Below are 21101 nucleotides of genomic sequence, written 5' to 3' on the forward strand. Positions count from 1 at the left end.
GGTGGAGATGCAAGCTATCGGACATTCAAAAGAAGCCGGTAAAAACGTGCCCCTGATCTCGCCGTCTCATTGGGCTCGGATGGCCATGTTGGGCCTGCTGGTTACGCTGTCGGCCAGCGCACTGTCGGCGCCCGACGCAGGGCCGGCGGTCACGCCGCCGGACGAATCGGTATCCACCGACCCGCCCTTGGCCGTTGCCGAAACCTTTGTTCTGGACAACGGCTTGCAGGTGGTTGTCATCCCCCGCCGCGACAGCGAAAGCGTGCTGCATATGGTCTGGTACAAAACCGGTGCGGCTGATGATCCGCCAGGCCAATCGGGGCTTGCCCATTTTGTCGAACACCTGACGTTTGGCAGCATGGAGGTCGGCAGCGACTATCCGGACTTTCATAAGCTGGAGCGGCAGGCCGTTCAGTTGGAGGCCTATACCTCGTACGACCAAACCGTTTACTACCAGGACGTGTCACTGGAAGCCTTGCCGTTGGCCATGAGCGTCGAGGCCAGGCGCATGCGTGACCTGGACCTTACGCCAGAAGCGATGGCCTCCGAGCGCAGGGAGATCCGGCAAGAACGCTCCGACGAGCAGTTCGAAGACGAACGGGATCAGCACCAGAAGCTTCACTCAGCACTGTATCCAGGTCATCCCTATAGCCGGTCCGTTCTGGGTGGGGTCCAGGAGCTTGCAGGCGTTACAGCAGAGGATGCAAAGGCCTACCATCGACAATGGTACGCGCCAAACAATGCCGTTTTGATCATGACTGGGCCGGTGCGGGCGCAATCGCTTCGGCCCCTCATTCAACAACATTACGGCGATATACCAGCCCGCCCCCTGGCGGATCGGCGACAGGCAACAGCGATCTCTCCCAAGCCGGGCCTGTCGGCTACCCGGTTGTATCAGCATTGGAGCGAGACCCTTTGGATACGTGAATACCTCGCCCCGAGCTACGTCACCGGGCCGACCGAGCATACTGCCGCGCTGCAGGTTCTGGCCGCGCTGTTGGGCGGCGATCCGGACAGTCGCCTGCATCGCAGAATCGTCGGTGAACTGGGGCTTGCCCGAGATATTTCAGTGACCTACGAACCTGCCAGTTTGGGCATGACGCCTCTCACAATAGAGGTGACCTTGTCATCCCGAGAGGACGTGGCGCGAGTGGTTGAAACCATCGACCTGGAGCTGAACAGGATTCGACTGGAGGGCCCGTTCGAAGCAGAACTGGAACGGGCCAAGCGCGCGCTGCTGGCCGAAACAGTGCATTCGCAACAGGACCGTTACGCCTGGGCGCAGTGGATCGGAACGGCCCTGACATCGGGGCTTGAGTTCGAGGAGCTAAGTGCCTGGCCAGAACGCATCAGCAAGGTGACGCAAGACGATGTGCGCAGGTCCGTCAACGTCCTTCTACCGCCACACTTTAGGGTTACGGCCGTGCCTGACCCCGGATCAGGGTGCCGGCAGCCCGCTGAATGTCGACTGGATAACCCAGATCCAGACCGTAGCGCGATCGACATAACGACTATTGCTGACGGCGCGGTGCAAGCGCCATTGTAACGTCCATTCGAGATCGGCAAGCACAACCCGATTCGCACTCGGGCACCGCTGGTACTAGAGTTTGTGCAGACCGCCGGATCTGCGAACCATTCCGGTCCGAATGTATGCAGGCATGGAGCGCACAATGCAGACGATCGATTGGGGATACCTGCTGACGCCCTATCAGTTTTCGCCCGTCATTGTCGGTGTAACCGTTGTGGTGCTCGCGCTGTACATCCGTGGTGCCCGCGCAGCAGCACAGCAGCAGTTGCCGGTCGGGTTCGGGCGTCACCTGGCGTTCTTCGCCGGCCTAACGCTCTGCTACGCAGTGCTGCACACCCGCTTCGATTATTACGCCCAGTACATGTTCTTCATGCACCGCTTGCAGCATCTGGTGCTGCATCACCTCGGCGCCTTCCTGATCGCGTTGTCCGCGCCCTGGTCGGTACTCGCGCTCGGCGTGCCGGTCGGTATTCGCAAGCGAGGGTTGCGACCGCTGCTTTGTAACCCGATGGCCAGGGGCCTTTATCGGGTGTTGCAGCATCCGGTTGTGGCGCCCACCCTCTTTGTCGGCCTTATTTACTTCTGGTTGACTCCCAGCGTGCACTTCGACGCCATGCTGAACCTGAGGCTGTATCACTTGATGAATGCCAGCATGCTGGTCGACGGTATCCTGTTCTGGTGGCTGATGCTGAATCCGAGCGTCCAGCATGCGGCGGTGCGGCTCGGCTACGGGCGGCGCATTCTGATACTGGTGCTGATCACGCTACCGCAGGTGGTACTGGGGGCCTACATCGCTTTGTCGAAACAGGAGCTATTCGATATCTACGCGCTTTGCGGCCGTGCCTGGCCGGTTCCGCCCGAAGTCGACCAGCAGCTGGGCGGCCTGCTGACCTGGATTCCGGCCGCGATGATGAGCGTTCTGGGCATACTGGTGGTGCTCCGAATGCTATTGCATCAGGAGCAGGCCCAGAGTGAGGCGCCGAACCCGACAGCCGCAGAGGTCGATGACGGCGACTCAGGTCGTATCCGCTCAACGCCATGAGAAGAGGACGTAACATCATGATCAGGATATGCATCGCAACCGTTATGCTACTGTCCACGACACTGGCCAGCGCCGGGTCGGCGCTGGCCATCCGGAATGCCTGGATCGGTTTTCTGCCGGGCGACCGCCCGTCGGGAGGTTTTTTCGTGCTGGACAACAACAGCGATCGCGAGCAGACACTTGTGGCCGTGTCCAGCGATGCCTTCGACGACGTGAGCATGCACCGAACGGTTGACCGGGGGGAGGCTGTCAGCATGACGCCGGTGGCGTCTCTGAATGTACCCGCACAGGGGCAGGTGAAATTTGCGCCAGGCAGCTACCATCTGATGCTCATCGGGCCGCAGAGGGCGCTGCAACTGGGTGACCAGGTTGCGGTGCAGTTCCGCTTCGCCAGTGGCGAGGAGACGACCGTCCCGTTCAGCATCAAGCCACTATGGCAGGAGTAGACCATGCGACGCATTGTCCTGGCGCTGGCCGCCGTAATACTGTTGGTCGGCTGTGACCGTGGACCGGAGTGGCAGACCCGCTACATCGGCGGCCTGATGCCGGAGCTGCAATTCAGGCTCACCGACGAGAACGGCCAAACAGTGACGGCAGCGGCATATGCCGATACCGTCAACTTGCTGTTTTTCGGCTACACCAGTTGCCCCGATGTCTGCCCGATCACGCTCGGCCAGATGCGGCAGGTGCTGGACCGGCTGCCCGAGGGCATGGCGGACCAGATCCGGGTGCTGTTCGTCAGTGTCGACCCTGAGCGGGACGACCCCGAATCGTTGCGCCGCTATGCCGACTTTTTTGGCGACCGCTTCGTGGGCCTGACCGGCAGTCGGGAGCAGCTCGATACCCTCACCCGGCGCTATCGTACCACCTACGGCTATGGCGAACCGGATGCGCAAGGCAACTATCCGGTCTCCCATGGCAGCGCCGTCTATGCGTTCGATACACAGGGCCGGGCGCAGCTGCTGATCCGCGGCGAAGACACGATCGACGCGATTCTGGCCGACCTGATCCGGCTCGTGCAGGGCTAACGCGAGCAATCGGGCTGTTTGTACGCCACTCGCGCCCGCGCCGGCCCCTGCCGTCGGGCGGCTGACCGGCCTTGGCGCGACAAAGGTCTGGCGTGTCCTTCGGGACCGGAGAATAGGGCCCGACCGGGGAGATTGCGCCTCGCCCCATCAGGTATCGCCCCGAACTGAGCTGTCATCTTTGATCAAGAAGCCCGGCACCCACCGCAAGAAGGCCAGCATCCCGAACAATTCCACCAGGGATTGGAAAACGATCACCACAACAGCGACACCCCAGGCATCGGGCAGGGAGAGGGCCAGTGGCAGCATAACGAAGGAGTTTCGGGTGCCGAGGCTAAAGGTGAGCGTGCGCCCGGCATGGGGCGTCAAGCGGAAAATACGGCCGAGATATTTGCCGGTGATCGCGGCGACGGCCAGATAGAGCACAAAAACGACCAACACCGACCACAGCAAGGTGCCATTGTCGATCACAAGGCCAACCTGGGATCCGGCAATCAGCAAAAGCACCAGTCCGAGCAAGGGTATTGGCAACCAGCCAAGCCGGCCAACTAGGGCCTGAGCCGACGGGTGCTTTTCCGCCAGCCGCTCGGTAAGCCCGGCCAGAACCAGGGGTGTCACGATCAGCCCGAAGAAGGCGGGCAGCAGATGGCTGCCCAGGGTGAGCTCCAGGGTCACCTCTCCCATGAACACCCACAGATACACCGGCAGCAGAGCCAGTTGAACGATCAACAGCACCGGGGCCGCGGCGATAGCGCGGGCACCGTCACCGCGGCCCAGATGCGTGAAGCTGATGAACCAGTCCGTACAGGGCACCAACAGCACCAACAGCACGCCAAGGCGGACGGCCGGATCATCCGGAAGCAGAAGCAGCAGGGTGCCAACAGCCAGCGGCATCAGGACGAAATTGCCCAGTAACAGCGCGATCATGAAGCGGCGGTCGCAAAAAGCGGCCGTCAGATGGATCAAGGGCACCTGCGTAAAGGTGGTGTAGAGCAGCAGGCCCAGAACGGGCCAGAGCCATATCTCCCAAACTCCGGTTTGCTCCGGCGCCACCCAGCCGATTGCCATGCCGGTCAGGAGGGCAATGAGATAGACCCATACCTGATTTCGCTCCAGTTTGTCACGCATTGCACGCCAAGTCCGTTGAATGGCATCGAGTTGCCGATGATTGTTCAGTAGCGCGATGGTACCACTACCGGTAGCCCGGGTTCAGCGGGGGCGAGCTTGCACGGGCCCAGACCCCATGCTTTAATCCGCCCATGAGAACCGCCACCCATCTTCGCCGACTGTATGCCTGCCTGGCATTGTGCGCTCTGCTTCTGAGCCTGGTCTGGCAGCCTCTTGGGGCCGCTCTGGACGGCGCACAGTCCAGTGGACAGGCCGGTGTGGTGGCAATGTCAGAGAGCTGTACAGGATGCGGTGAACTCGAAGCGCTGGACAGTGACTGTATCGATATGGACCTGTTCTGTGTGCACCTTCCAGCTGCGGCGATAGGGGGTGACAACCTGTTTCCCTGGCCTGCTGCAACGGTGCAATCCGCACTGCAACACGACTTCCACACGGGCCTCTTTTTGCCCCCCGAGCCCCAGCCTCCGCGCATTACCGTTCCCGCCTGAAGTTTGCTGGCCCAGTGTTGAGGCCAGCAAGACAGTGTGAGCTGCCGTCGTTACCCGGGGAAACCGAAGGGGACCTAACAGGCCTGTTATCCGACTGAATTTCGCGCTTGGCGGTGGTGGGTGACAGGCTTCCTGGGCTATCCCCTGGCTTTCCCCAGTTAAACGAAGTGCTATCCGCTGCCTGAACTTGCCGCCACACCGCTTGATGTTGGAATCCCAGCGCGGCATGCCTCGATAGATCCAGGCACGCCGCGGGCGGCAGTACCGCGACCCGACTTAGCGTCGATTGAAATCACCTTTAACCGCGATCGAGACGAGAAGTACATCATGAAACGACTGAATGTTTTGGCACTGCTGTTTGGCCTGATACTGCCGGGGCTCAGCTGGGCCGATGAGCCCCTCAAAGGCAAGCTGTACAAGAACCCGCAGTGCGGCTGCTGTCAGGGGCATGCCGACTATCTGAGCGAACAGGGCTTCGAACTCGAAGTCATACCGACGAACGATCTTCAGGCTCTCAGACGCCAGCTGGGCGTACCGGAAAAACTGGAGGGGTGCCATACGATTCTAATCGACGATTATGTGGTCGAGGGACATGTCTCGGCCGCCTCGATCAAGCGCCTGCTGGCCGAGCGCCCCGATATCAAGGGTATTTCAATGCCGGGTATGCCGGCCGGCTCGCCGGGAATGGGCGGTGCCAAGGCCGAACCTCTCACGGTCTACGAGATATCCGAAGGCATGCCGAAAGTTTTCGCCGTCGAGTAAGACAGCGATTCGTCTCAGGACCTGTCCCGGCCCGGGCATCTGTCGCGTGACTAGCCGGGACTGTACTAAGGAGTACCGAATGAAGCCGGACATTTCACGCATCGTGCAGTCACTGAAAGGCACTATTGTGACGATTGTCATTGCCCTAACCTCGGGCATTGCCCTGGCCGATAGCCATGCGACAGCCTCGTCCGCGCCCGCCGCATCGGCCCCGCTCGAGGCGGAATTCGAGCAGCGGGTGCGGGACTATATCCTGAGCCATCCGGAAGTGGTGGTCGAAGCCTTCACCCTGTGGCAGGCGCAGCAGCAGGCGCAGCAACAGGGCCAGATCAAGGCGACCATTGCCGAACACCAGGCGGCCATTTTCGAGGATCCCGACTCCCCGGTCGGCGGCAATCCCGAGGGGGACGTGACCATCGTCGAGTTCTTCGATTACAACTGCCCCTACTGCAAGAAGGTGGTACCGGTGATGGCCGCGCTCGCAGAGGCCGATTCGCAGCTGCGCTTCGTCTACAAGGAGTTCCCGATCCTCGGGCCGGCGTCGGACTTCGCCGCCCGGGCCGCGCTGGCGGCGCGCGAGCAGGGGAAATACCTCGAACTGCACCAGGCATTGATGACCTCGGATACGCGTCTGACCGAGGACCGGGTGCTCGAGCTTGCCCGTGAAACCGGCCTGGATATTGATGTCTTGAAAACCGATATGCAGCACGAGGCGATCGAGGCGCAGTTTGCCCGCAACCGCCAGCTGGCCCGCGCACTCAATATCACCGGGACCCCGGGCTTCGTTATCGGGTCGGAAGTGCTGGGCGGTGCGGCGGACCGGCGCACCTTCGAGGCACTGATCGAGCGGGCACGACAGGCCCAATGAGCAGGGAGACTTTTGTGAGAGCGTTTGCATGTCGAGCTTGCCAATCGGCCTCGGACCGGACTCGCGCCCTGTACACTCTGTTGGAGGTCTGCCGTGCCTGATGCTGCCAATCTCGGCCTGCTGGGCGCCTTTGCCGGCGGGCTGATCTCCTTTCTGTCGCCCTGCACACTGCCGCTGGTGCCGGGCTATCTGTCGTTCGTCGCCGGCCAGGGCGGCTCGGTGCCGGAGCAGCAGCGCTGGCCGCACCTGGTGCTGAGTCTGTTCTTCGTGCTGGGTTTTTCGATCATCTTCGTCTCCCTGGGGGCGGGGGCCACCCTGCTGGGCAACATGCTGCAGGCCTACCGCTACGAGGCCACCTTGATCGGCGGCAGCCTGGTGATACTGTTCGGCATCTTCATGACCGGCCTGCTCAGGATCCGCTGGTTGCAACGGGAGTTTCGGCTGCAGCTGTCGCTGCCGCCCGGCAATCCGACCACCGCCTTCCTGCTGGGCGTATCCTTCGCCCTGGGCTGGACGCCCTGTATCGGACCGATCCTGGCGGCGATCCTGGCCATGAGTTCGCTCAGCGCCGACCCGAGGATGGCCGTGGCGATGCTCTCGGTCTATGCCCTCGGACTGGCGATCCCGTTCTTGCTGGTCTCGCTGTTCATGGAGACCTTCAAGCGGCGGTTGCGCGCGCTGGGACGCTTCAGCCGCTATCTGCACCTGACCGCCGGGCTGATCATGATCCTGATGGGCCTCGCCATGGTCACAGGCAAGTTGACACTGTTCGCGATCTGGATGCTGGAGCTGTTTCCGGCCATGGGGGCGATCGGATGAATGGACACCCACACGGATCAATGGAGGTTGTGACATGGGGATGAGGAAAGTGCTGTTGTTCGCGCCGTTGCTGGTCGCGTTCGGCTTGGGGTTCTTTCTCTGGCGCGGGCTGTCGCTGAATCCGCAGGAGCTACCATCGGCGCTGGTCGGGCAACCGGTGCCCGCGTTCGAGTTACCGTCACTTCAGCAGCCCGACCAGGTGTTGACACAGGATATCCTGCAAGGCGAGGTGAGCCTGCTCAACGTCTGGGCCACCTGGTGTCCGGCCTGCCGCGACGAACACCCCTTTTTGATGGAGCTGGCCGAGAAGCGGGGGATCCGCATCATCGGCCTGGATTACAAGGATCAGCGCGACGCGGCGCTGAAGTGGCTCAGCGACCTGGGCAACCCCTATCAGCTGACGTTGTTCGACGGTGACGGCCGGCTCGGGCTGGATCTCGGCGTCTATGGCGCCCCGGAAACCTTCCTGGTCGACAGGGACGGCATTATCCGCCTGCGCCACGCCGGCATCGTCGATGAACAGGTGTGGCAGGACAAATTCCGGCCACTCTTCGAACAATATCAGCAACAGACCCCGTGAGCGGAACACGGGTAGGGCGTCTTTCCCGTCAGGCCGGTTCGCGCATGGAAAAGGACACAGACCGGCGCTGTAGTTGGATACTACCATGCCCCTAATATCTGCCACAGGAATGATCCAGGTATGGCGTCCCCGCTGAATGACCACCGTTACCGGCACCTTTTCCTGGCCCAAGTCATCTCCCTGTTTGGCACCGGCCTTACGACCGTCGCCCTTGCATTGCTGGCGCACGACGTTGCAGGTGGGAAGGCCGGCGAAGTACTCGGGGTCGCGCTGGCACTGAAGATGGTCGCCTATGTCTTCATAGCACCGATCTTCGGCAGTTACGCCCAGCAGCTGCCACGCCGCACGCTTCTGGTCTCACTGGATCTGCTACGGGCCGCCGTTGTTCTCGCGCTACCCTTTATCACCGCCGTCTGGCAAATCTATTGCCTGGTGTTTCTGCTCAATGTGTTTTCGGCCGGCTTTACGCCGGTGTTTCAGGCCACGATCCCCGACATCATCAAGAATGAGCGGCAGTACAGCCGGGCCCTCTCGCTTTCCCGGCTGGCGTACGATCTCGAAAACCTGTTGAGCCCGACGATCGCCGCGGCGCTGATTGTAGTGATGAGCTTCAATGCGCTGTTTGTGCTGAATGCCATGGCCTTTGTCGCCTCTGCGCTCCTCGTGGTATCGGTTGTGCTGCCCGCCAGATCGCAAATTGAGAGCGCGCCCTTTTGGGTTCGGGCGATGAAAGGCATGAAGATTTACCTCCGGACACCGAGGCTCAAGGGACTGCTGGCGCTTTGCCTGGTGGTTGCCTCGGTTGGTGCGATGCAGATCGTCAACACGGTGGTCTATGTCCGAACGTACCTGGGCCTCGATGACACCTGGGTGGCGATTGCTCTGGCAGCGGCAGGAACTGGCTCGATGATCGCGGCCCTGCTGATGCCCAGGGCGCTGCAAAAGGTCTCCGAACGCCCGTTGATGTTGTTTGGCGGAGGTGTAATGGCGGCAGCGGTTCTGCTAGGAACCTTTCTGCCTGACATCGCGGGGCTGATGATGCTCTGGTTCCTGATCGGCTTTGGCAGCTCCCTGGTGCAGACACCTGTGGGGAGGCTGCTGATTCGTTCCTGTCAAGAGTCGGACCGGCCGGCCGTATTCGCGGCACAGTTCTCGTTGTCCCATGCCTGCTGGCTGGTTGCCTATCCACTCGCCGGTTGGGTCGGTGCAAACCTCGACCTGGCGGCGGCCTTCGGCGTGATGGGCGCAATAGCTCTGTTCTCGGCCGCAGTCTCCTGGATTCTCTGGCCCGTAAAAGAGCCGGAATCTCTTGAGCATACACATGAGCCGCTGGATCACAGCCACCTGCATTGTCATGACGCGCATCACCAGCATGAACACGAAGGCTGGGAAGGTCCTGAACCCCACAGTCATCGCCATCACCACGTATCGCTGAGACACCGTCATCGGTTAGTCATCGATGAGCACCATCCCTATTGGCCGGCGCGTGAGCGATAGTAAGGCACTTAGAACGATGTGCTGAGTGGTGACCTCAGCCGCCAATCGCACTGATGGGCGCCAGCGCCAAAGTGGTCGACGGCTGTGGGCACGCGGCGTTGGCCGACTGGAGATGGGGAGCCTTTTTGGCACCGGCGGGGCGGCGGCTCTCGATGGGTAATCTGTTGTGAACGAGGAGGCCCCGATGTGGGTGCATGATATAGACCCGGTGGCCCTGGACCTGGGGGTTATCCAGATCCACTGGTACGGCCTGATGTACCTGGTGGGCTTCGCCGCGGCCTGGTGGCTCGGTACCCTCCGCGCCCGCCGTCCCGGCTCGGGCTGGACCGTCCAGCAGATCTCCGATCTGGTGTTCTGGGGCGCGGTTGGCGTGGTGGTCGGTGGCCGCAGTGGATACGTGCTTTTCTACAATTTCGATAATTTTCTCGATAATCCGCTCTGGCTGCTCCAGGTTTGGAAGGGCGGCATGTCCTTCCATGGCGGCCTGATCGGCGTGATACTGGTACTCTGGCTGTTCGGGCGTCACCACCGCAAGCGCTTCTTCGAGATGGGCGACTTCGTCGCCCCGCTGATCCCGATCGGCCTGGGCGCGGGCCGGCTGGGCAACTTCATTGGCGGCGAACTCTGGGGGCGGACGACCGATCTGCCCTGGGGGGTGATTTTCCCGCGGGCCGGCGACGGGATGCCGCGGCATCCGTCGCAGCTCTACGAGTTCGCCCTCGAAGGGGTAGTGCTGTTTATTGTGCTCTGGTGGTTCTCGTCGTGCCCCCGGCCGCCCATGGCGGTATCGGGGCTCTTCCTGCTTTTATATGGCGTGTTCCGTTCGCTGGTCGAGCTGGTGCGCGAGCCGGACGAGCACCTCGGCTTCATCGCCTTCGACTGGCTGTCGATGGGGCAGCTGTTGTCGCTGCCGATGATCCTGTTCGGCGCGGCGCTGCTCGCTCTGGCTTACCAGCGGCGGGTAGATTGACGGATACCTTGAGCGAACTAAAGGTTTGGCAGCTAAATGTACCGGCTGCAGCAGACGCACAGGGTCGACGAGATGGAGCGCAGAGGTTGTTGCCGAACTATTTATCATTTCCGCTATCTATTGACGCCCATGAGTTTTTCGATCCGACTAACCCGTTAGACTTTTTATGATCAGTCCTGGTTTCAGGAGCCGGCCGAGTCTGCACCGCTTCGGGGGCCAGGGCTCGGCCGATGCTGAGGAGAATGAAAAATGAGACGAAAGGCGCGCTTTCTGGCGCTACTGATGCTGACCACGCTGTCCTTCGGCGCCCTTGCCGCCCTGCCGATGAACGCCCCCCAGGGGCGGGAGCTGCCGTCGCTGGCACCGATGCTCGAACAGGTCAATTCCGCGGTGGTCAATATCGCCACCTACGCCCGCCAGCCGGAGCAGAACCCGCTGCTCAGCGATCCCTTTTTTCGGCGTTTCTTCAACATACCCGACGAGGAGGCGCGACCGCACGCGCAACGGCGCCAGACCAGCGCCGGCTCCGGTGTCATCTTCGATGCCGGTAATGGCACCATCGTCACCAACTTCCATGTCATCAAGGGGGCCGACGAGATCCAGGTCTCGCTGATCGATGGCCGGACGTTCGAGGCGGAACTGGTCGGTACCGACCCCGAGGTCGATATCGCGGTGCTGAAGATCGATGCCGACAACCTGTACGAAGTCGAGCTAGCGGACTCCGACAGCCTGCTGGTCGGCGATTTCGTGGTGGCGATCGGCAACCCTTTCGGCCTCGGCCAGACCATCACTACCGGCGTGGTCAGCGCCTTGGGGCGGACCGGCCTCGGTATCGATAGCTACGAGGACTTCATCCAGACCGATGCGTCGATCAACCCCGGCAACTCCGGTGGCGCCCTGGTCAATCTGCGCGGTGAGCTGGTCGGTATCAACACCGCCATCATCGCCCCAGGCGGCGGCAATGTCGGCATCGGCTTCGCGATTCCGGTCAATATGGCGCGTGCTAGCGTCGAACAGATTGTCGAGCACGGCGAAGTCAAGCGTGGCCAAATAGGGGTGGCGATCCAGGACATGAACCCGGCGCTGCGCAAGGCCTTCAAGCTCGACAATGGCATGCGCGGCGTGCTCGTGACCGATGTGCGCAAGGGCTCGGAAGCCGACAAGGCCGGGCTCCAGGCCGGCGATCTCATCACCGCGGTCAATGGCGATCCGACCCCGACCACCGGTGAGCTGCGCAACAGCATCGCCTTCAGCGATATCGGCGAAACAGTGACGTTGTCGTTGCTGCGAGACGGCATGGAGATAACGATCAAGGTCAAGGTTGGGGAACCCGAACGCTTGGCCGGCAGTGACATGCATCCGCTGTTCAAGGGCGTGACCCTGGCGCCGAATCCGGAAGGGGGCGTCAAGATCGTGGATATGGCGCGCGACTCCCAGGCCGCGATCAGCGGGCTGCGCCCGGGCGATATCCTGCTCAGCGTCAATCGCGCCGGGGTGTCGACGGTCGAGGATGTCGAACAAGCACTCAAACGTGAGCAGGATCAAGTGTTGCTGCAGGTCCAGCGAGGAGCCGGGGTCTTCTTCCTGGTACTGCGCTGATGCGATGGCCGGCACCTGGTCCGCCAAGGGGGCCGGGCGTCGGCCCACTTCAGCGACTCTCCAGTCGGATGTAGTCGAGCACGTGACATCCAAAGGGCAGTAGTTGGCCGTAACCCTGGTGCAGACGATCGCTATAGTGCCAGAATCTGGCCGCGGTGCGGCATATGCCTTAAAGAAAGTGCCGGATAAATCTTGGCGTACGATATTTTCCGTTTCGTGAGCTGATCCCATAATCAGTGCCATTTAGCGATCAGTTACAAAACGAAGGTTTAGACGAACCGTTGCGAGCCACCTGCTGAAGGTGTATAAACATACAAACACCTATACACGGAGCCCACCATGGCAACTGTTCGCTGGAACGTCGCCGTCTCGGCCGACACCGACCAGTCCCTGCGCATGTTCCTGGCCAGCCAGGGCGGCGGCCGGAAAGGCGACCTGTCGCGCTTCATCGAGGAAGCGGTGCGCGCCCACATCCTGGAGCTGAGCGCCGAGCAGGCCAAGGCCTCCAACGCTCAGTTGAGCGAGTCGGAACTGACCGACGCTGTTGCCGAGGCGCTCGACTGGGCACGTAAACGCTGATGCGGGTCGTGCTGGATAGCAACATCCTGTTCAGCGCCCTGATCTCGCCCCACGGTGCACCCGATGCGATCTACCGCGCTTGGCGGACGGCGCGCTTCGAACTGGTGACTTCGCGCATGCAGCTCGATGAAATCCGCCGGGCCAGCCGCTACCCCAAACTCCAGGCCATTCTTCAGCCCGCCAAGGTGGGCACCATGATCAACAACCTGCAACGCGCCCTGGTCCTGGAACGTCTGACCATCGAGGCCGAAGCCGATGATCCCGACGATGCTTTCCTGTTGGCCATGGCTGTCGAAGGCCAGGCGGACTATCTGGTGACCGGGGATCGCCGTGCCGGCCTGTTGCAACGGGGACACATCGAGCGCACCCGCATCGTCACGCCCGCCCAATTCTGTGCCGAGGTGCTGTGATCGATGCCGGTCGGCTTCCTGACACAAGAGCAGCGCAACAGCTTTGGCCGCTACGTCGAGGCTCCCAGCCGTGAAGAGCTGGAACGCTACTTCCACCTGAGTGATGACGACCACAATATCCTCCAGCCGTTGCGCGGTGTGCACAGTCGGCTTGGCTATGCCATTCAACTGACCAGCGTCCGCTACCTAGGCACCTTTCCCAACGACTTCTCTACCGTCCCCCAAGAGGTGCTACAGGCACTTTGCCGTCAGTTGGGGATCGACGATCCAGCCTGTATCCACGCCTATGTCGATACCCGCCAGCGGCATCGGCACGCGGTGGAAATACAGGCGCGCTATGGCTATCGAGTGTTTACCGGCCCTGGCGTCGGTTTCCGCTTGTCCCGTTGGCTGTATGCCCTGTGCTGGACAGGCACCGACCGGCCGGGCGAGCTGTTCAACCGGGCAACGACCTGGTTGCTGACGCACAAGGTCTTGCTGCCCGGTGTGACTGTCCTGGAGCGCTTCATCGCCCAACTGCGCAGCCGGGTTGAAGAACGACTCTGGCTCACGCTCGGTCGCAGCGTGAGCGAGGCGCAACGGCAGCAACTACACGACTTGCTGCTGGTCGCCGAGGGTAACCGCTATTCCCGCCTGGATCAGCTGCGCTCCGGCCCAGTGATGGTCAGTGGTCCCGCGCTGATCCGAGCATTGCGCCGGCTCGATGAGGTGCGCGGCATCGGCATCAACTTGCCGGCCGCGGCGCATATCCCGCCCAGCCGCATCGCCGCCCTGGCGCGCTTCGCCAACACCGCCAAAGTCACAGCAATCAACCGGCTGCCAGCGTCGCGGCGGATGGCGACGCTCGTGGCGTTTGCGCTGTGCCTGGAGGCCACCGCGCACGACGACGCCCTGGAGGTCCTGGAAGCGCTGCTGCGCGATCTGTTCAGCAACGCGGAGAAGGCCGACAAGAAAGCCCGCATGCGCAGCCTGAAAGACCTGGACCGCTCGGCCGCGCTGCTCGCCGCTGCCTGCAAGGTCGTGCTGGACAACTCGATCAGCGATGACAACGTGCGCGCCCGGTTGTTCAACGACCTGCCGAGGACCACCCTGGAGAAGGCCCTGGAAGAGGTCAATGCGCTGATCCGCCCCGCCGATGACGTGTATTTCCTCGCGTTGGAAGCGCGCTACCGCAGTGTGCGCCGCTTCCTGCCTGACCTGCTCAAGCATATCCGCTTCGGCTTCAGCCCGGCCGGCAAGGGCGTGGCGGCCAGCTTGGACTGGTTGCAACTGAACCTGCCGCGCCGGAAACCGGAGGGTGACGCGCCGCAAGAGATCGTGGCTAAAGCTTGGCAGAAGCATGTCACCCGCAAGGACGGCTCCCTCGACATGGGCGCCTATGTGTTTTGCACGCTCGATGCGCTGCGCACGGCCCTGCGCCGCCGCGACGTGTTCGTCTCGCCCAGTTGGCGCTATGCCGATCCCCGTCTCGGCCTGCTCGACGGTGCCGAATGGCTGGCGGCGCGGCCGATCATCTGTCGCTCACTGGGCCTGACCATCGATGCTGGCACTACTCTGGAGGCGCTGGCCTCCGAGTTGGATGCGACTTGGCAGGCGGTGGCCGCCCGCCTGCCCGACAACCCCGCGATCCAACTGAGCGACAACGCCGAAGGCAAGACCGAGCTGTCGCTCGGCTCGCTGGACAAGCTGGAGGAACCGAACTCACTGCTGCAACTGCGGGCGGCCGTAGCCGACCTGATGCCTCGTGTCGATCTGCCGGAAATCCTGCTGGAGATCGCTGCCCGTACCGGCTTCGCCGAAGCGTTCACTCATGTATCCGAACGCAATGCACGCGCCGACAACCTGGTCATTAGCCTCTGTGCCGTGCTATTAGGCGGCGCCTGCAACACCGGCCTGGAGCCGCTGATCCGCAACGACAATCCTGCCCTGCGCCGCGACCGGCTGTCCTGGGTCAGCCAGAACTACATCCGTGACGACACCCTGTCCGCTGCCAACGCCATCCTGGTCGCCACGCAGAGCCAACTGGCGCTTGCTCAGGCCTGGGGCGGTGGCGAGGTCGCTTCCGCCGATGGCATGCGCTTCGTGGTGCCCGTGCGCACCGTGCATGCCGGGCCCAACCCGAAGTATTTCGGTACCGGCCGGGGAGTCACCTGGTACAACCTGATCTCCGACCAGTTTTCCGGCCTTAACGCCATCACCGTCCCCGGCACCCTGCGTGACAGCCTGGTTCTGCTGGCTGTGGTGCTGGAGCAGCAGACCGAGTTGCAGCCGACGCAGATCATGACCGACAACGGCGCCTACAGCGACGTGGTGTTTGGGCTATTCCGCCTGCTCGGTTACCACTTCAGCCCGCGCCTGGCCGACGTCGGTGGCACCCGCTTCTGGCGCACGCGCCCGGAAGCGGACTACGGCAAGCTCAACGGTCTGGCCCGGCAGTCAGTCAAGCTAGATCTGATCGCCGAACACTGGGACGACCTGCTGCGCCTGGCCGGCTCGCTCAAGCTCGGCCGGATACCGGCCACCGGTATCATGCGCACGCTCCAGGCCGGCGACCGGCCCACCCGCCTGGCCCAGGCGCTGGCGGAGTTCGGCCGCATCGAGAAGACCCTGCACACCCTGACCTACATCGATGACGAGTCCAAACGACGCGCCACCCTGACCCAGCTGAACCGAGGCGAGGGCCGGCACAGCCTGGCCCGCACCGTGTTTCACGGCAAGCGCGGCGAGCTGCGCCAGCGCTACCGTGAAGGCCAGGAAGATCAGCTCGGCGCCCTGGGCCTGGTGGTGAACATCATCGTGTTGTGGAACACTCTTTACATGACGGCCGCCGTGGAGCGGCTCAGGCAGTCCGGCTACCCGGTGCTGGAGGAAGATGTGGCCCGGCTGTCGCCGCTGATCCATGAGCACATCAACATGCTCGGGCGGTATTCGTTCGCGGTGCCGGAAGAGGTTGCGCGCGGGGAACTACGTCCGCTGCGAAATCCCAATGATGACCTGTGATCTCCCTAAACGCTACGAACAACACCCACGCTGCTGCTGGATCGGCGGGCACTTCACCGAGCCAAACGAACAGAACACGCAGCAATGACCTGGGTTGGGGCGTAGCAGCGCCTTGCAGTTGCTGCACTCGTAATAGAACTGGCAGTCGTCCGTGGGCATGGTTTCCTGCTGAGTATGACCACAATGCGGGCAGGTCGAACACAGATTCGAGGATGACGGCGCTCATAGTGACTTCACTTCTGTACGGTGGACGGATAGCCCGCATTCGTTGTGGCCCTGGTCAGCAAGTCCGGCTTGGCCTTGTCCGGGTCATAGGTGACGGTGGCGGCCTTCTTGGCGAAATCGATCTTCACGGCGCTCACCCTGGAGACCTTTTCCAGCGCCTTTTTGACCGTTATCGGACAGACCGGGCAGGTCATGTTCTGCACATCGAGGGTGACGGTTTTCTGTGTTGCAGCCAGCACCGCGAGAGGCAAGGCCATGAGTGCGACTAGCAGCAGTTTGCGCATGGGAATCTCCTTTCAGTAGAACAGCGGGGCCAGCCACGGCACGGCCAACAGGCCGAGCAACAAGGTGGCGACAATCCAGAACAGGAGCCGCTGCCGAGAGCGCGTGCGCGGATCGGCGCAGGGCATGGCCGGCGTGTAGACCTGAGGCACCAGGTGGCCATCGGCGCTATCCGGGTGAAATGATGAAGCGACTGCGTTTCATCAAGCGCGCTCAGGCGCTGGGATTCACGCTCATGGAAGTCGGTGGACTGCTGACGCTCGATGAGGGGACGCCTGCGCCGAAACGCGAGCACTGGCTGCATGCAAGCTCGCGTTGATCGAACAGAAGATGGCCGACCTAGTTGCCATGCAGCAACTTTTAGGCGGATTGGTGCGGCAGTGTGATGCGGGAGACGGCGGAGCGATGTGCACAGTCATCGAGACACTGACCAGAGAGTCATGCTTGGGGGAGACCATAGATCGCGGCTCCATTGTTCCCGAGGGTATTCAAAATGCATTCGCCATCACCAGAAGCGCGATTCGCTCATGATGATGGGCTTAAGTGCACTTTCTGTTCCATTACTCCCCAAACCCCTTCATCTTCGGTCAACTGCCCCAGGATCTTTCGCATTGATTCACCCTTCAGTTGCAGGCGGTGTGCGTTGTGCATCAGCCGGTCCAGGATCGCGTCCGCCAGGGTGTTGTCGCCGATGCAGGCATACCACTGATCGGTGGGCAACTGACTGATCACCAACGTCGAAGTTTGGCCATGTCGGTCATCCATAATCTCCATCAAGTCATTACGGTGAGCCGGTTTGAGTGGCTCCAGTCCCCAGTCGTCGATCAGTAGCAACTGGACCTTGGCCAGTTGCTTGAGCAGCTTGTGATAGGTGCCGTCGGCTTTGGCTTGGGTCAGCTCTAGCAGCAGACGTGAGAGCCGGTAGTAACGGACGCTGTATCCCCGCAGGCACGCACTGTGGCCCAGTGCGCAGCCGAGATAGGTCTTGCCACTACCGCAGGGACCTGTGATCAGCAGGTTTTGCATCCGTTCTATCCAGTCCCCTTGGGCCAGCCTGGCTATCTGAGCCTGGCTGACGTTGCGCGGATGCTGGTAGTCCAGGTCCTGAACATTGGCAGCGAGTTTGAACCGCGCCTGGCGGATCAAGCGCTCATGCTTTCGATGTGCGCGGTTCAGGTTTTCCTGCTCGATGAGCAGGCTGAGCCGCTCCACGAACGGCAGTGCTTCGTAGGTGCCGGTTTGTTCCAGTTGGGTTTGCAGGGCGTGGGCCATGCCGCCGAGTTTTAGTTGGCGCAGCTGCGCCAGGATCTGAGTACTCATCGGGGTGTCCTGTGTCGAAGGGTCAGTGGAAGCTGTGGGGGCCACGGATGTTCTCGTGCTGCTGAGGCAGATCGGCCTGCACGTTGAGTGCTTCGGGGAGTCGATCTCTGTTGCTAAGCAGGATCGACTTGATCTGTTTCAGCCGGATCAGGCCTTCCCGGTTGGCGATACCGCAAGCCGCATTCAGTCGTTCGGCGGGGTAGTCTCGACTGAGGTTCAGCAGGCCCAGACAGATCCGATAGGCCTGCTCCGGATGAGCCTTCGCTGCCAGTTGTTCCGTCACCCAAGCCTGGACCTCCGGTCCGATGTGCTTGGCCCAGTGTTTAAGTCGTCCCGGCGTCCATTGCTGCTGCTTCTGGTGACGCTTGGGCATATGGCTGGCCTCGGTCGTGGTGCCGGGCCGATGTCGGCGTGGGTGGGACGCTACCACCTGTTGGCGGAAGTACAGCCTGACTAAGGTGTCGCTGGCATGTAGCTCCAGCGTTTCACCGACGTACTGGTGCGGTACCGAGTAGTGATGCTGCTGGTACTGAACGTGGTAGTCGATGTTGACCTTAACCGGCTTGATCTCGACGTAATGGTAGGGATGGTTGGGCAGTACTCGTAACGCTGGGCGATCGAGCAGCTCGAAGGCCTGCCGACGGTTGCCCGGCAACTGCTTGAATGGCTTCTCATTCAACTCCTCCAGCAGGGCCCGGATGCAGTGGTTAACCTCGGCCAACGAGAAGAAGCTGTGATGGCGCAACCGAGCCAGGATCCAGCGCTCGACGATCTGTACGCCGACCTCGGCCTTCGACTTGTCCTTCGGTTTATAAGGGCGTGCCGGCACCACGGCGACTTGGTAATGCTCGGCCCATTGCTGGTAACTCGGGTTCAGGTCTGGATCGTAGCGACAGGCCCGGCTGACGCCGCTACGCAGATTATCGGGCACGATAATCTCGGGAGCACCGCCGAAGTACTCGAGCATCCGCACATGACTACCCAGCCAGTCCGGCAGCGTCTGGCTTAGCGTGGCCTCGGCATAGGTGTAGTTCGAGGCGCCTAGCACAGCGACAAACACCTGTGCCTGACGCACCTCACCGGTACTCGCGCAGATAATCGGTACGGTCGGCCCGCAGTAATCGACGAAGCACTTCTCACCGGCCCGGTGAGTCTGACGCATGGAGCGCTTCTGCTGGCCGCACCAGTGGCGGTAGCGGTCGCAGAACTGGGAGTAGCTGTAGCAGCGGTTGGGGTACTGCTGGGTGTATTCCTCCCAGAGCAACTGCTTGGTCATCCCCTTGCGCTTGAGTTCCTGGTGGAGAGCGGCCCAGTCCGGTACTGCGTAGCGTGCGGACGCTGTGGTGTCAGCACCGGGGTAGAACAGCCGCGCCAATTGGCTGTCGTCCAGATCGTCTGGCAATGGCCAGGTGAGCCCCAGCTCGGTGGCTTGGCTCAGCAGTTTCTGGATGGCTCCCACGCTGATCTTGGTACTGTCCTTGATCTGTCGGATCGACAGCCCGGCGGCGAGCCGTAGGCGAAGAACATCTCGGATTTTACGCATTGTGATCCTCTTAGCCGGCATAGCCTCTCCCTGAAAATGAGGAGAGGTTACCAAACAAGTTGAAATATCAATGCGTTAAGAGGAATTCCGGACGAACGTGAACACGGATTCCGGGAAGATGAACAGCGATTCCGGCACCGTGAACGGTGATTCCGGAAATTAGGCGAAAGTGTTCAGCTTCGAGCGGATTCGGTGTTCACGTTGAACCAGAATGGGTGTTCACGTTCCGCCGGAATGGCTGTTCACCATGGGCCGGAATATGCATAAGGATAATAGGGCTCGTATGGTCGCGGGATACTGCTGGCCCTGGGCAAGTAAGAAAGACAAGAAATCGATGGATATCGTGTTTCCCGAATATGGCTTTGCTGCTCAGTGGAACCTGGATAACGACGGCATGCTCTGGGCTATCGCGGATAATTCCGTTGAACAAATCGGGGGCATTCATACTTGCCAGGGGCTGGAATTTGACTATATAGGCGTGATAATCGGGGATGATTTTGTTATTCGTGATGGCCGGGTAATAACTGACGCAGGGAAGAGGGCGGGCCAGGATCGATCCGTGCACGGCTACAAGAAGCTTCTCAAAGAGCAACCCGATTATGCCCAAGCCCAAGCGGACCAAATAATAAAGAACACATACCGCACTCTCATGACACGCGGCCAGAAGGGTTGTTACCTTTACGCAACCGACGCTGAAACCCGGGAATACTTCGCGAGTTTTCTTGCTTCACAAACCAAGCACGAGCAAGCACGGGAAAGCAGTAAAATGCCCGACTTCAACGGCCTGGAGCTCCCAGTCGTGTCACGCTTGGAAGCGAACTCCGAGCAGTATGTACCGATCTATGACCTGAGCATAGCTGCAGGTGAGTTCAGTGAAATGCAGACTGCGGAAGCAGACTACTGGGCCGAGTTGCCTGATTTCATGCGATCAAGCCCGGATCTTTTCATTAGCCGTGTGGTAGGTGAATCGATGAACCGGCGCATCCCTAATGGATCCTGGTGTCTATTCCGAGCAAACCCAGGCGGCTCACGACAAGGAAAGATTGTTGTGGTTCAGCATCGCTCAATCGAAGACCCCGACCACGGCGGCAGCTACACGGTAAAGCAATATCACAGTGAGAAGGTGGAAGAATACGGTGAACTGGTCAACCAACGCATCCTGCTTCGGCCACTCACCAATGCCTTCGGATACAAGGATATTGTGCTCGAAGATGAGCAGGAAGATCTGGTAGTTATCGGTGAGTTCTTGACGGTGCTTTGAGCCTTACAGGGGCCTCAAGGCTAAAAAATATTTGGTATAGAGGCGCCGGACATAAACAAATCCGACGAATGTGAACCCTAACAAACGTATGAACAACTCCCTTCAGTGCCACTAAAACTGCATTTTCTCTGTGCTGGGGCGCATAAAATGCGCACAACCACCCCTTTTTAACGGA

General features: G+C 61.2%; 22 protein-coding genes. 17 read left to right on the forward strand and 5 right to left on the reverse strand.

What is annotated here, in order from left to right; translation table 11 throughout:
• Positions 1-7 precede the first annotated feature (7 nt).
• The 4 genes from G403_RS0102915 (at position 8) to G403_RS0102930 (ending at position 3598) form a co-directional block, all read left to right on the forward strand.
• On the forward strand, positions 8-1546 hold the full coding sequence (locus tag G403_RS0102915) for a M16 family metallopeptidase (RefSeq protein WP_027852656.1): 1539 nt from the start codon (positions 8-10) through the stop codon (positions 1544-1546).
• Between the two features lie 124 nt (positions 1547-1670).
• The gene (locus G403_RS22005; protein WP_084403906.1) at positions 1671-2570 is read left to right on the forward strand and encodes a cytochrome c oxidase assembly protein; all 900 of its coding nucleotides are present in this window, start codon (positions 1671-1673) and stop codon (positions 2568-2570) included.
• A gap of 17 nt (positions 2571-2587) precedes the next feature.
• Entirely contained in the window at positions 2588-3016 is a 429-nt protein-coding gene (locus G403_RS0102925) for a copper chaperone PCu(A)C (protein ID WP_169719877.1), read from the forward strand.
• A gap of 3 nt (positions 3017-3019) precedes the next feature.
• Positions 3020-3598, forward strand: coding sequence for an SCO family protein (locus tag G403_RS0102930; RefSeq protein WP_027852658.1), 579 nt, complete (start codon positions 3020-3022; stop codon positions 3596-3598).
• A gap of 147 nt (positions 3599-3745) precedes the next feature.
• Here the strand turns inward: G403_RS0102930 and G403_RS0102935 are convergent, their stop codons facing one another.
• On the reverse strand, positions 3746-4723 hold the full coding sequence (locus G403_RS0102935) for an arsenic resistance protein (RefSeq protein WP_027852659.1): 978 nt from the start codon (positions 4721-4723) through the stop codon (positions 3746-3748).
• A gap of 131 nt (positions 4724-4854) precedes the next feature.
• Between G403_RS0102935 and G403_RS0102940 the strand changes: the two genes are divergently transcribed.
• The 11 genes from G403_RS0102940 (at position 4855) to G403_RS0102990 (ending at position 16295) form a co-directional block, all read left to right on the forward strand.
• Positions 4855-5211, forward strand: coding sequence for a hypothetical protein (locus G403_RS0102940; RefSeq protein WP_027852660.1), 357 nt, complete (start codon positions 4855-4857; stop codon positions 5209-5211).
• A gap of 327 nt (positions 5212-5538) precedes the next feature.
• Positions 5539-5973, forward strand: a complete 435-nt coding sequence (locus G403_RS0102945) for a DUF411 domain-containing protein (RefSeq protein ID WP_027852661.1) — start codon at positions 5539-5541, stop codon at positions 5971-5973.
• 79 nt (positions 5974-6052) lie between these two features.
• Positions 6053-6841, forward strand: a complete 789-nt coding sequence (locus tag G403_RS0102950) for a DsbA family protein (protein WP_027852662.1) — start codon at positions 6053-6055, stop codon at positions 6839-6841.
• Between the two features lie 93 nt (positions 6842-6934).
• Entirely contained in the window at positions 6935-7660 is a 726-nt protein-coding gene (locus G403_RS0102955) for a cytochrome c biogenesis CcdA family protein (protein WP_027852663.1), read from the forward strand.
• 40 nt (positions 7661-7700) lie between these two features.
• The gene (locus G403_RS0102960; RefSeq protein ID WP_027852664.1) at positions 7701-8240 is read left to right on the forward strand and encodes a DsbE family thiol:disulfide interchange protein; all 540 of its coding nucleotides are present in this window, start codon (positions 7701-7703) and stop codon (positions 8238-8240) included.
• 120 nt (positions 8241-8360) lie between these two features.
• Positions 8361-9737, forward strand: a complete 1377-nt coding sequence (locus G403_RS0102965) for an MFS transporter (protein WP_027852665.1) — start codon at positions 8361-8363, stop codon at positions 9735-9737.
• 184 nt (positions 9738-9921) lie between these two features.
• Positions 9922-10707 (forward strand): prolipoprotein diacylglyceryl transferase, encoded by a 786-nt coding sequence (gene lgt, locus G403_RS0102970; RefSeq protein ID WP_027852666.1) that lies wholly within the window; start codon positions 9922-9924, stop codon positions 10705-10707.
• A 249-nt stretch (positions 10708-10956) separates the two neighbouring features.
• Complete coding sequence (locus G403_RS0102975) at positions 10957-12306, forward strand: DegQ family serine endoprotease (protein WP_027852667.1); 1350 nt, start codon at positions 10957-10959, stop codon at positions 12304-12306.
• 339 nt (positions 12307-12645) lie between these two features.
• Entirely contained in the window at positions 12646-12885 is a 240-nt protein-coding gene (locus G403_RS0102980) for a ribbon-helix-helix domain-containing protein (RefSeq protein WP_027852668.1), read from the forward strand.
• Positions 12885-13295 carry a putative toxin-antitoxin system toxin component, PIN family gene (locus G403_RS0102985; protein WP_027852669.1) on the forward strand — a complete coding sequence of 137 codons (411 nt, stop codon included), beginning with the start codon at positions 12885-12887 and terminating at the stop codon, positions 13293-13295. Before G403_RS0102980 ends, G403_RS0102985 begins: the two co-directional genes overlap by 1 nt.
• Positions 13296-13298: 3 nt before the next feature.
• Positions 13299-16295, forward strand: coding sequence for a Tn3 family transposase (locus G403_RS0102990; protein ID WP_027852670.1), 2997 nt, complete (start codon positions 13299-13301; stop codon positions 16293-16295).
• Between the two features lie 12 nt (positions 16296-16307).
• Here the strand turns inward: G403_RS0102990 and G403_RS25755 are convergent, their stop codons facing one another.
• Together G403_RS25755 and merP are read right to left on the reverse strand one after the other, a co-directional pair.
• Entirely contained in the window at positions 16308-16499 is a 192-nt protein-coding gene (locus G403_RS25755; protein ID WP_342665424.1) for a GDCCVxC domain-containing (seleno)protein, read from the reverse strand.
• Positions 16500-16528: 29 nt separating this feature from the next.
• Positions 16529-16804 (reverse strand): mercury resistance system periplasmic binding protein MerP, encoded by a 276-nt coding sequence (gene merP, locus G403_RS0102995; protein ID WP_027852671.1) that lies wholly within the window; start codon positions 16802-16804, stop codon positions 16529-16531.
• 182 nt (positions 16805-16986) lie between these two features.
• Between merP and G403_RS25605 the strand changes: the two genes are divergently transcribed.
• The gene (locus G403_RS25605; RefSeq protein WP_245578191.1) at positions 16987-17121 is read left to right on the forward strand and encodes a MerR family DNA-binding protein; all 135 of its coding nucleotides are present in this window, start codon (positions 16987-16989) and stop codon (positions 17119-17121) included.
• Between the two features lie 206 nt (positions 17122-17327).
• Here the strand turns inward: G403_RS25605 and istB are convergent, their stop codons facing one another.
• Together istB and istA are read right to left on the reverse strand one after the other, a co-directional pair.
• On the reverse strand, positions 17328-18122 hold the full coding sequence (gene istB, locus G403_RS22020; RefSeq protein ID WP_051298454.1) for an IS21-like element helper ATPase IstB: 795 nt from the start codon (positions 18120-18122) through the stop codon (positions 17328-17330).
• A 22-nt stretch (positions 18123-18144) separates the two neighbouring features.
• Positions 18145-19686, reverse strand: coding sequence for an IS21 family transposase (istA, locus tag G403_RS0103020; protein ID WP_027852673.1), 1542 nt, complete (start codon positions 19684-19686; stop codon positions 18145-18147).
• Between the two features lie 238 nt (positions 19687-19924).
• Between istA and G403_RS22025 the strand changes: the two genes are divergently transcribed.
• A complete protein-coding gene (locus G403_RS22025) occupies positions 19925-20926 on the forward strand; it encodes a DNA/RNA helicase domain-containing protein (RefSeq protein WP_281171136.1) in 1002 nt (333 codons plus the stop codon).
• The last annotated feature ends 175 nt before the right edge of the window (positions 20927-21101 follow it).

Origin of the sequence: Marinobacterium litorale DSM 23545, assembly GCF_000428985.1 — a bacterium.
Classification (GTDB): Bacteria; Pseudomonadota; Gammaproteobacteria; order Pseudomonadales; family Balneatricaceae; genus Marinobacterium_D; species Marinobacterium_D litorale.

What these genes read in the sequence shown, in the direction of transcription:
- G403_RS0102985 (WP_027852669.1), top strand. Translation starts at nt 12,885, where the DNA reads ATGCGGGTCGTGCTGGATAGCAACATCCTGTTCAGCGCCCTGATCTCG.
- istB (WP_051298454.1), bottom strand. Translation starts at nt 18,122, where the DNA reads ATGAGTACTCAGATCCTGGCGCAGCTGCGCCAACTAAAACTCGGCGGC.
- merP (WP_027852671.1), bottom strand. Translation starts at nt 16,804, where the DNA reads ATGCGCAAACTGCTGCTAGTCGCACTCATGGCCTTGCCTCTCGCGGTG.
- G403_RS0102975 (WP_027852667.1), top strand. Translation starts at nt 10,957, where the DNA reads ATGAGACGAAAGGCGCGCTTTCTGGCGCTACTGATGCTGACCACGCTG.
- istA (WP_027852673.1), bottom strand. Translation starts at nt 19,686, where the DNA reads ATGCCGGCTAAGAGGATCACAATGCGTAAAATCCGAGATGTTCTTCGC.
- G403_RS0102935 (WP_027852659.1), bottom strand. Translation starts at nt 4,723, where the DNA reads ATGCGTGACAAACTGGAGCGAAATCAGGTATGGGTCTATCTCATTGCC.
- G403_RS0102990 (WP_027852670.1), top strand. Translation starts at nt 13,299, where the DNA reads ATGCCGGTCGGCTTCCTGACACAAGAGCAGCGCAACAGCTTTGGCCGC.
- lgt (WP_027852666.1), top strand. Translation starts at nt 9,922, where the DNA reads ATGTGGGTGCATGATATAGACCCGGTGGCCCTGGACCTGGGGGTTATC.
- G403_RS0102930 (WP_027852658.1), top strand. Translation starts at nt 3,020, where the DNA reads ATGCGACGCATTGTCCTGGCGCTGGCCGCCGTAATACTGTTGGTCGGC.
- G403_RS0102960 (WP_027852664.1), top strand. Translation starts at nt 7,701, where the DNA reads ATGAGGAAAGTGCTGTTGTTCGCGCCGTTGCTGGTCGCGTTCGGCTTG.
- G403_RS0102915 (WP_027852656.1), top strand. Translation starts at nt 8, where the DNA reads ATGCAAGCTATCGGACATTCAAAAGAAGCCGGTAAAAACGTGCCCCTG.
- G403_RS22025 (WP_281171136.1), top strand. Translation starts at nt 19,925, where the DNA reads ATGCATAAGGATAATAGGGCTCGTATGGTCGCGGGATACTGCTGGCCC.
- G403_RS0102950 (WP_027852662.1), top strand. Translation starts at nt 6,053, where the DNA reads ATGAAGCCGGACATTTCACGCATCGTGCAGTCACTGAAAGGCACTATT.
- G403_RS0102980 (WP_027852668.1), top strand. Translation starts at nt 12,646, where the DNA reads ATGGCAACTGTTCGCTGGAACGTCGCCGTCTCGGCCGACACCGACCAG.
- G403_RS0102965 (WP_027852665.1), top strand. Translation starts at nt 8,361, where the DNA reads ATGGCGTCCCCGCTGAATGACCACCGTTACCGGCACCTTTTCCTGGCC.
- G403_RS0102945 (WP_027852661.1), top strand. Translation starts at nt 5,539, where the DNA reads ATGAAACGACTGAATGTTTTGGCACTGCTGTTTGGCCTGATACTGCCG.
- G403_RS25605 (WP_245578191.1), top strand. Translation starts at nt 16,987, where the DNA reads ATGAAGCGACTGCGTTTCATCAAGCGCGCTCAGGCGCTGGGATTCACG.
- G403_RS0102940 (WP_027852660.1), top strand. Translation starts at nt 4,855, where the DNA reads ATGAGAACCGCCACCCATCTTCGCCGACTGTATGCCTGCCTGGCATTG.
- G403_RS0102925 (WP_169719877.1), top strand. Translation starts at nt 2,588, where the DNA reads ATGATCAGGATATGCATCGCAACCGTTATGCTACTGTCCACGACACTG.
- G403_RS22005 (WP_084403906.1), top strand. Translation starts at nt 1,671, where the DNA reads ATGCAGACGATCGATTGGGGATACCTGCTGACGCCCTATCAGTTTTCG.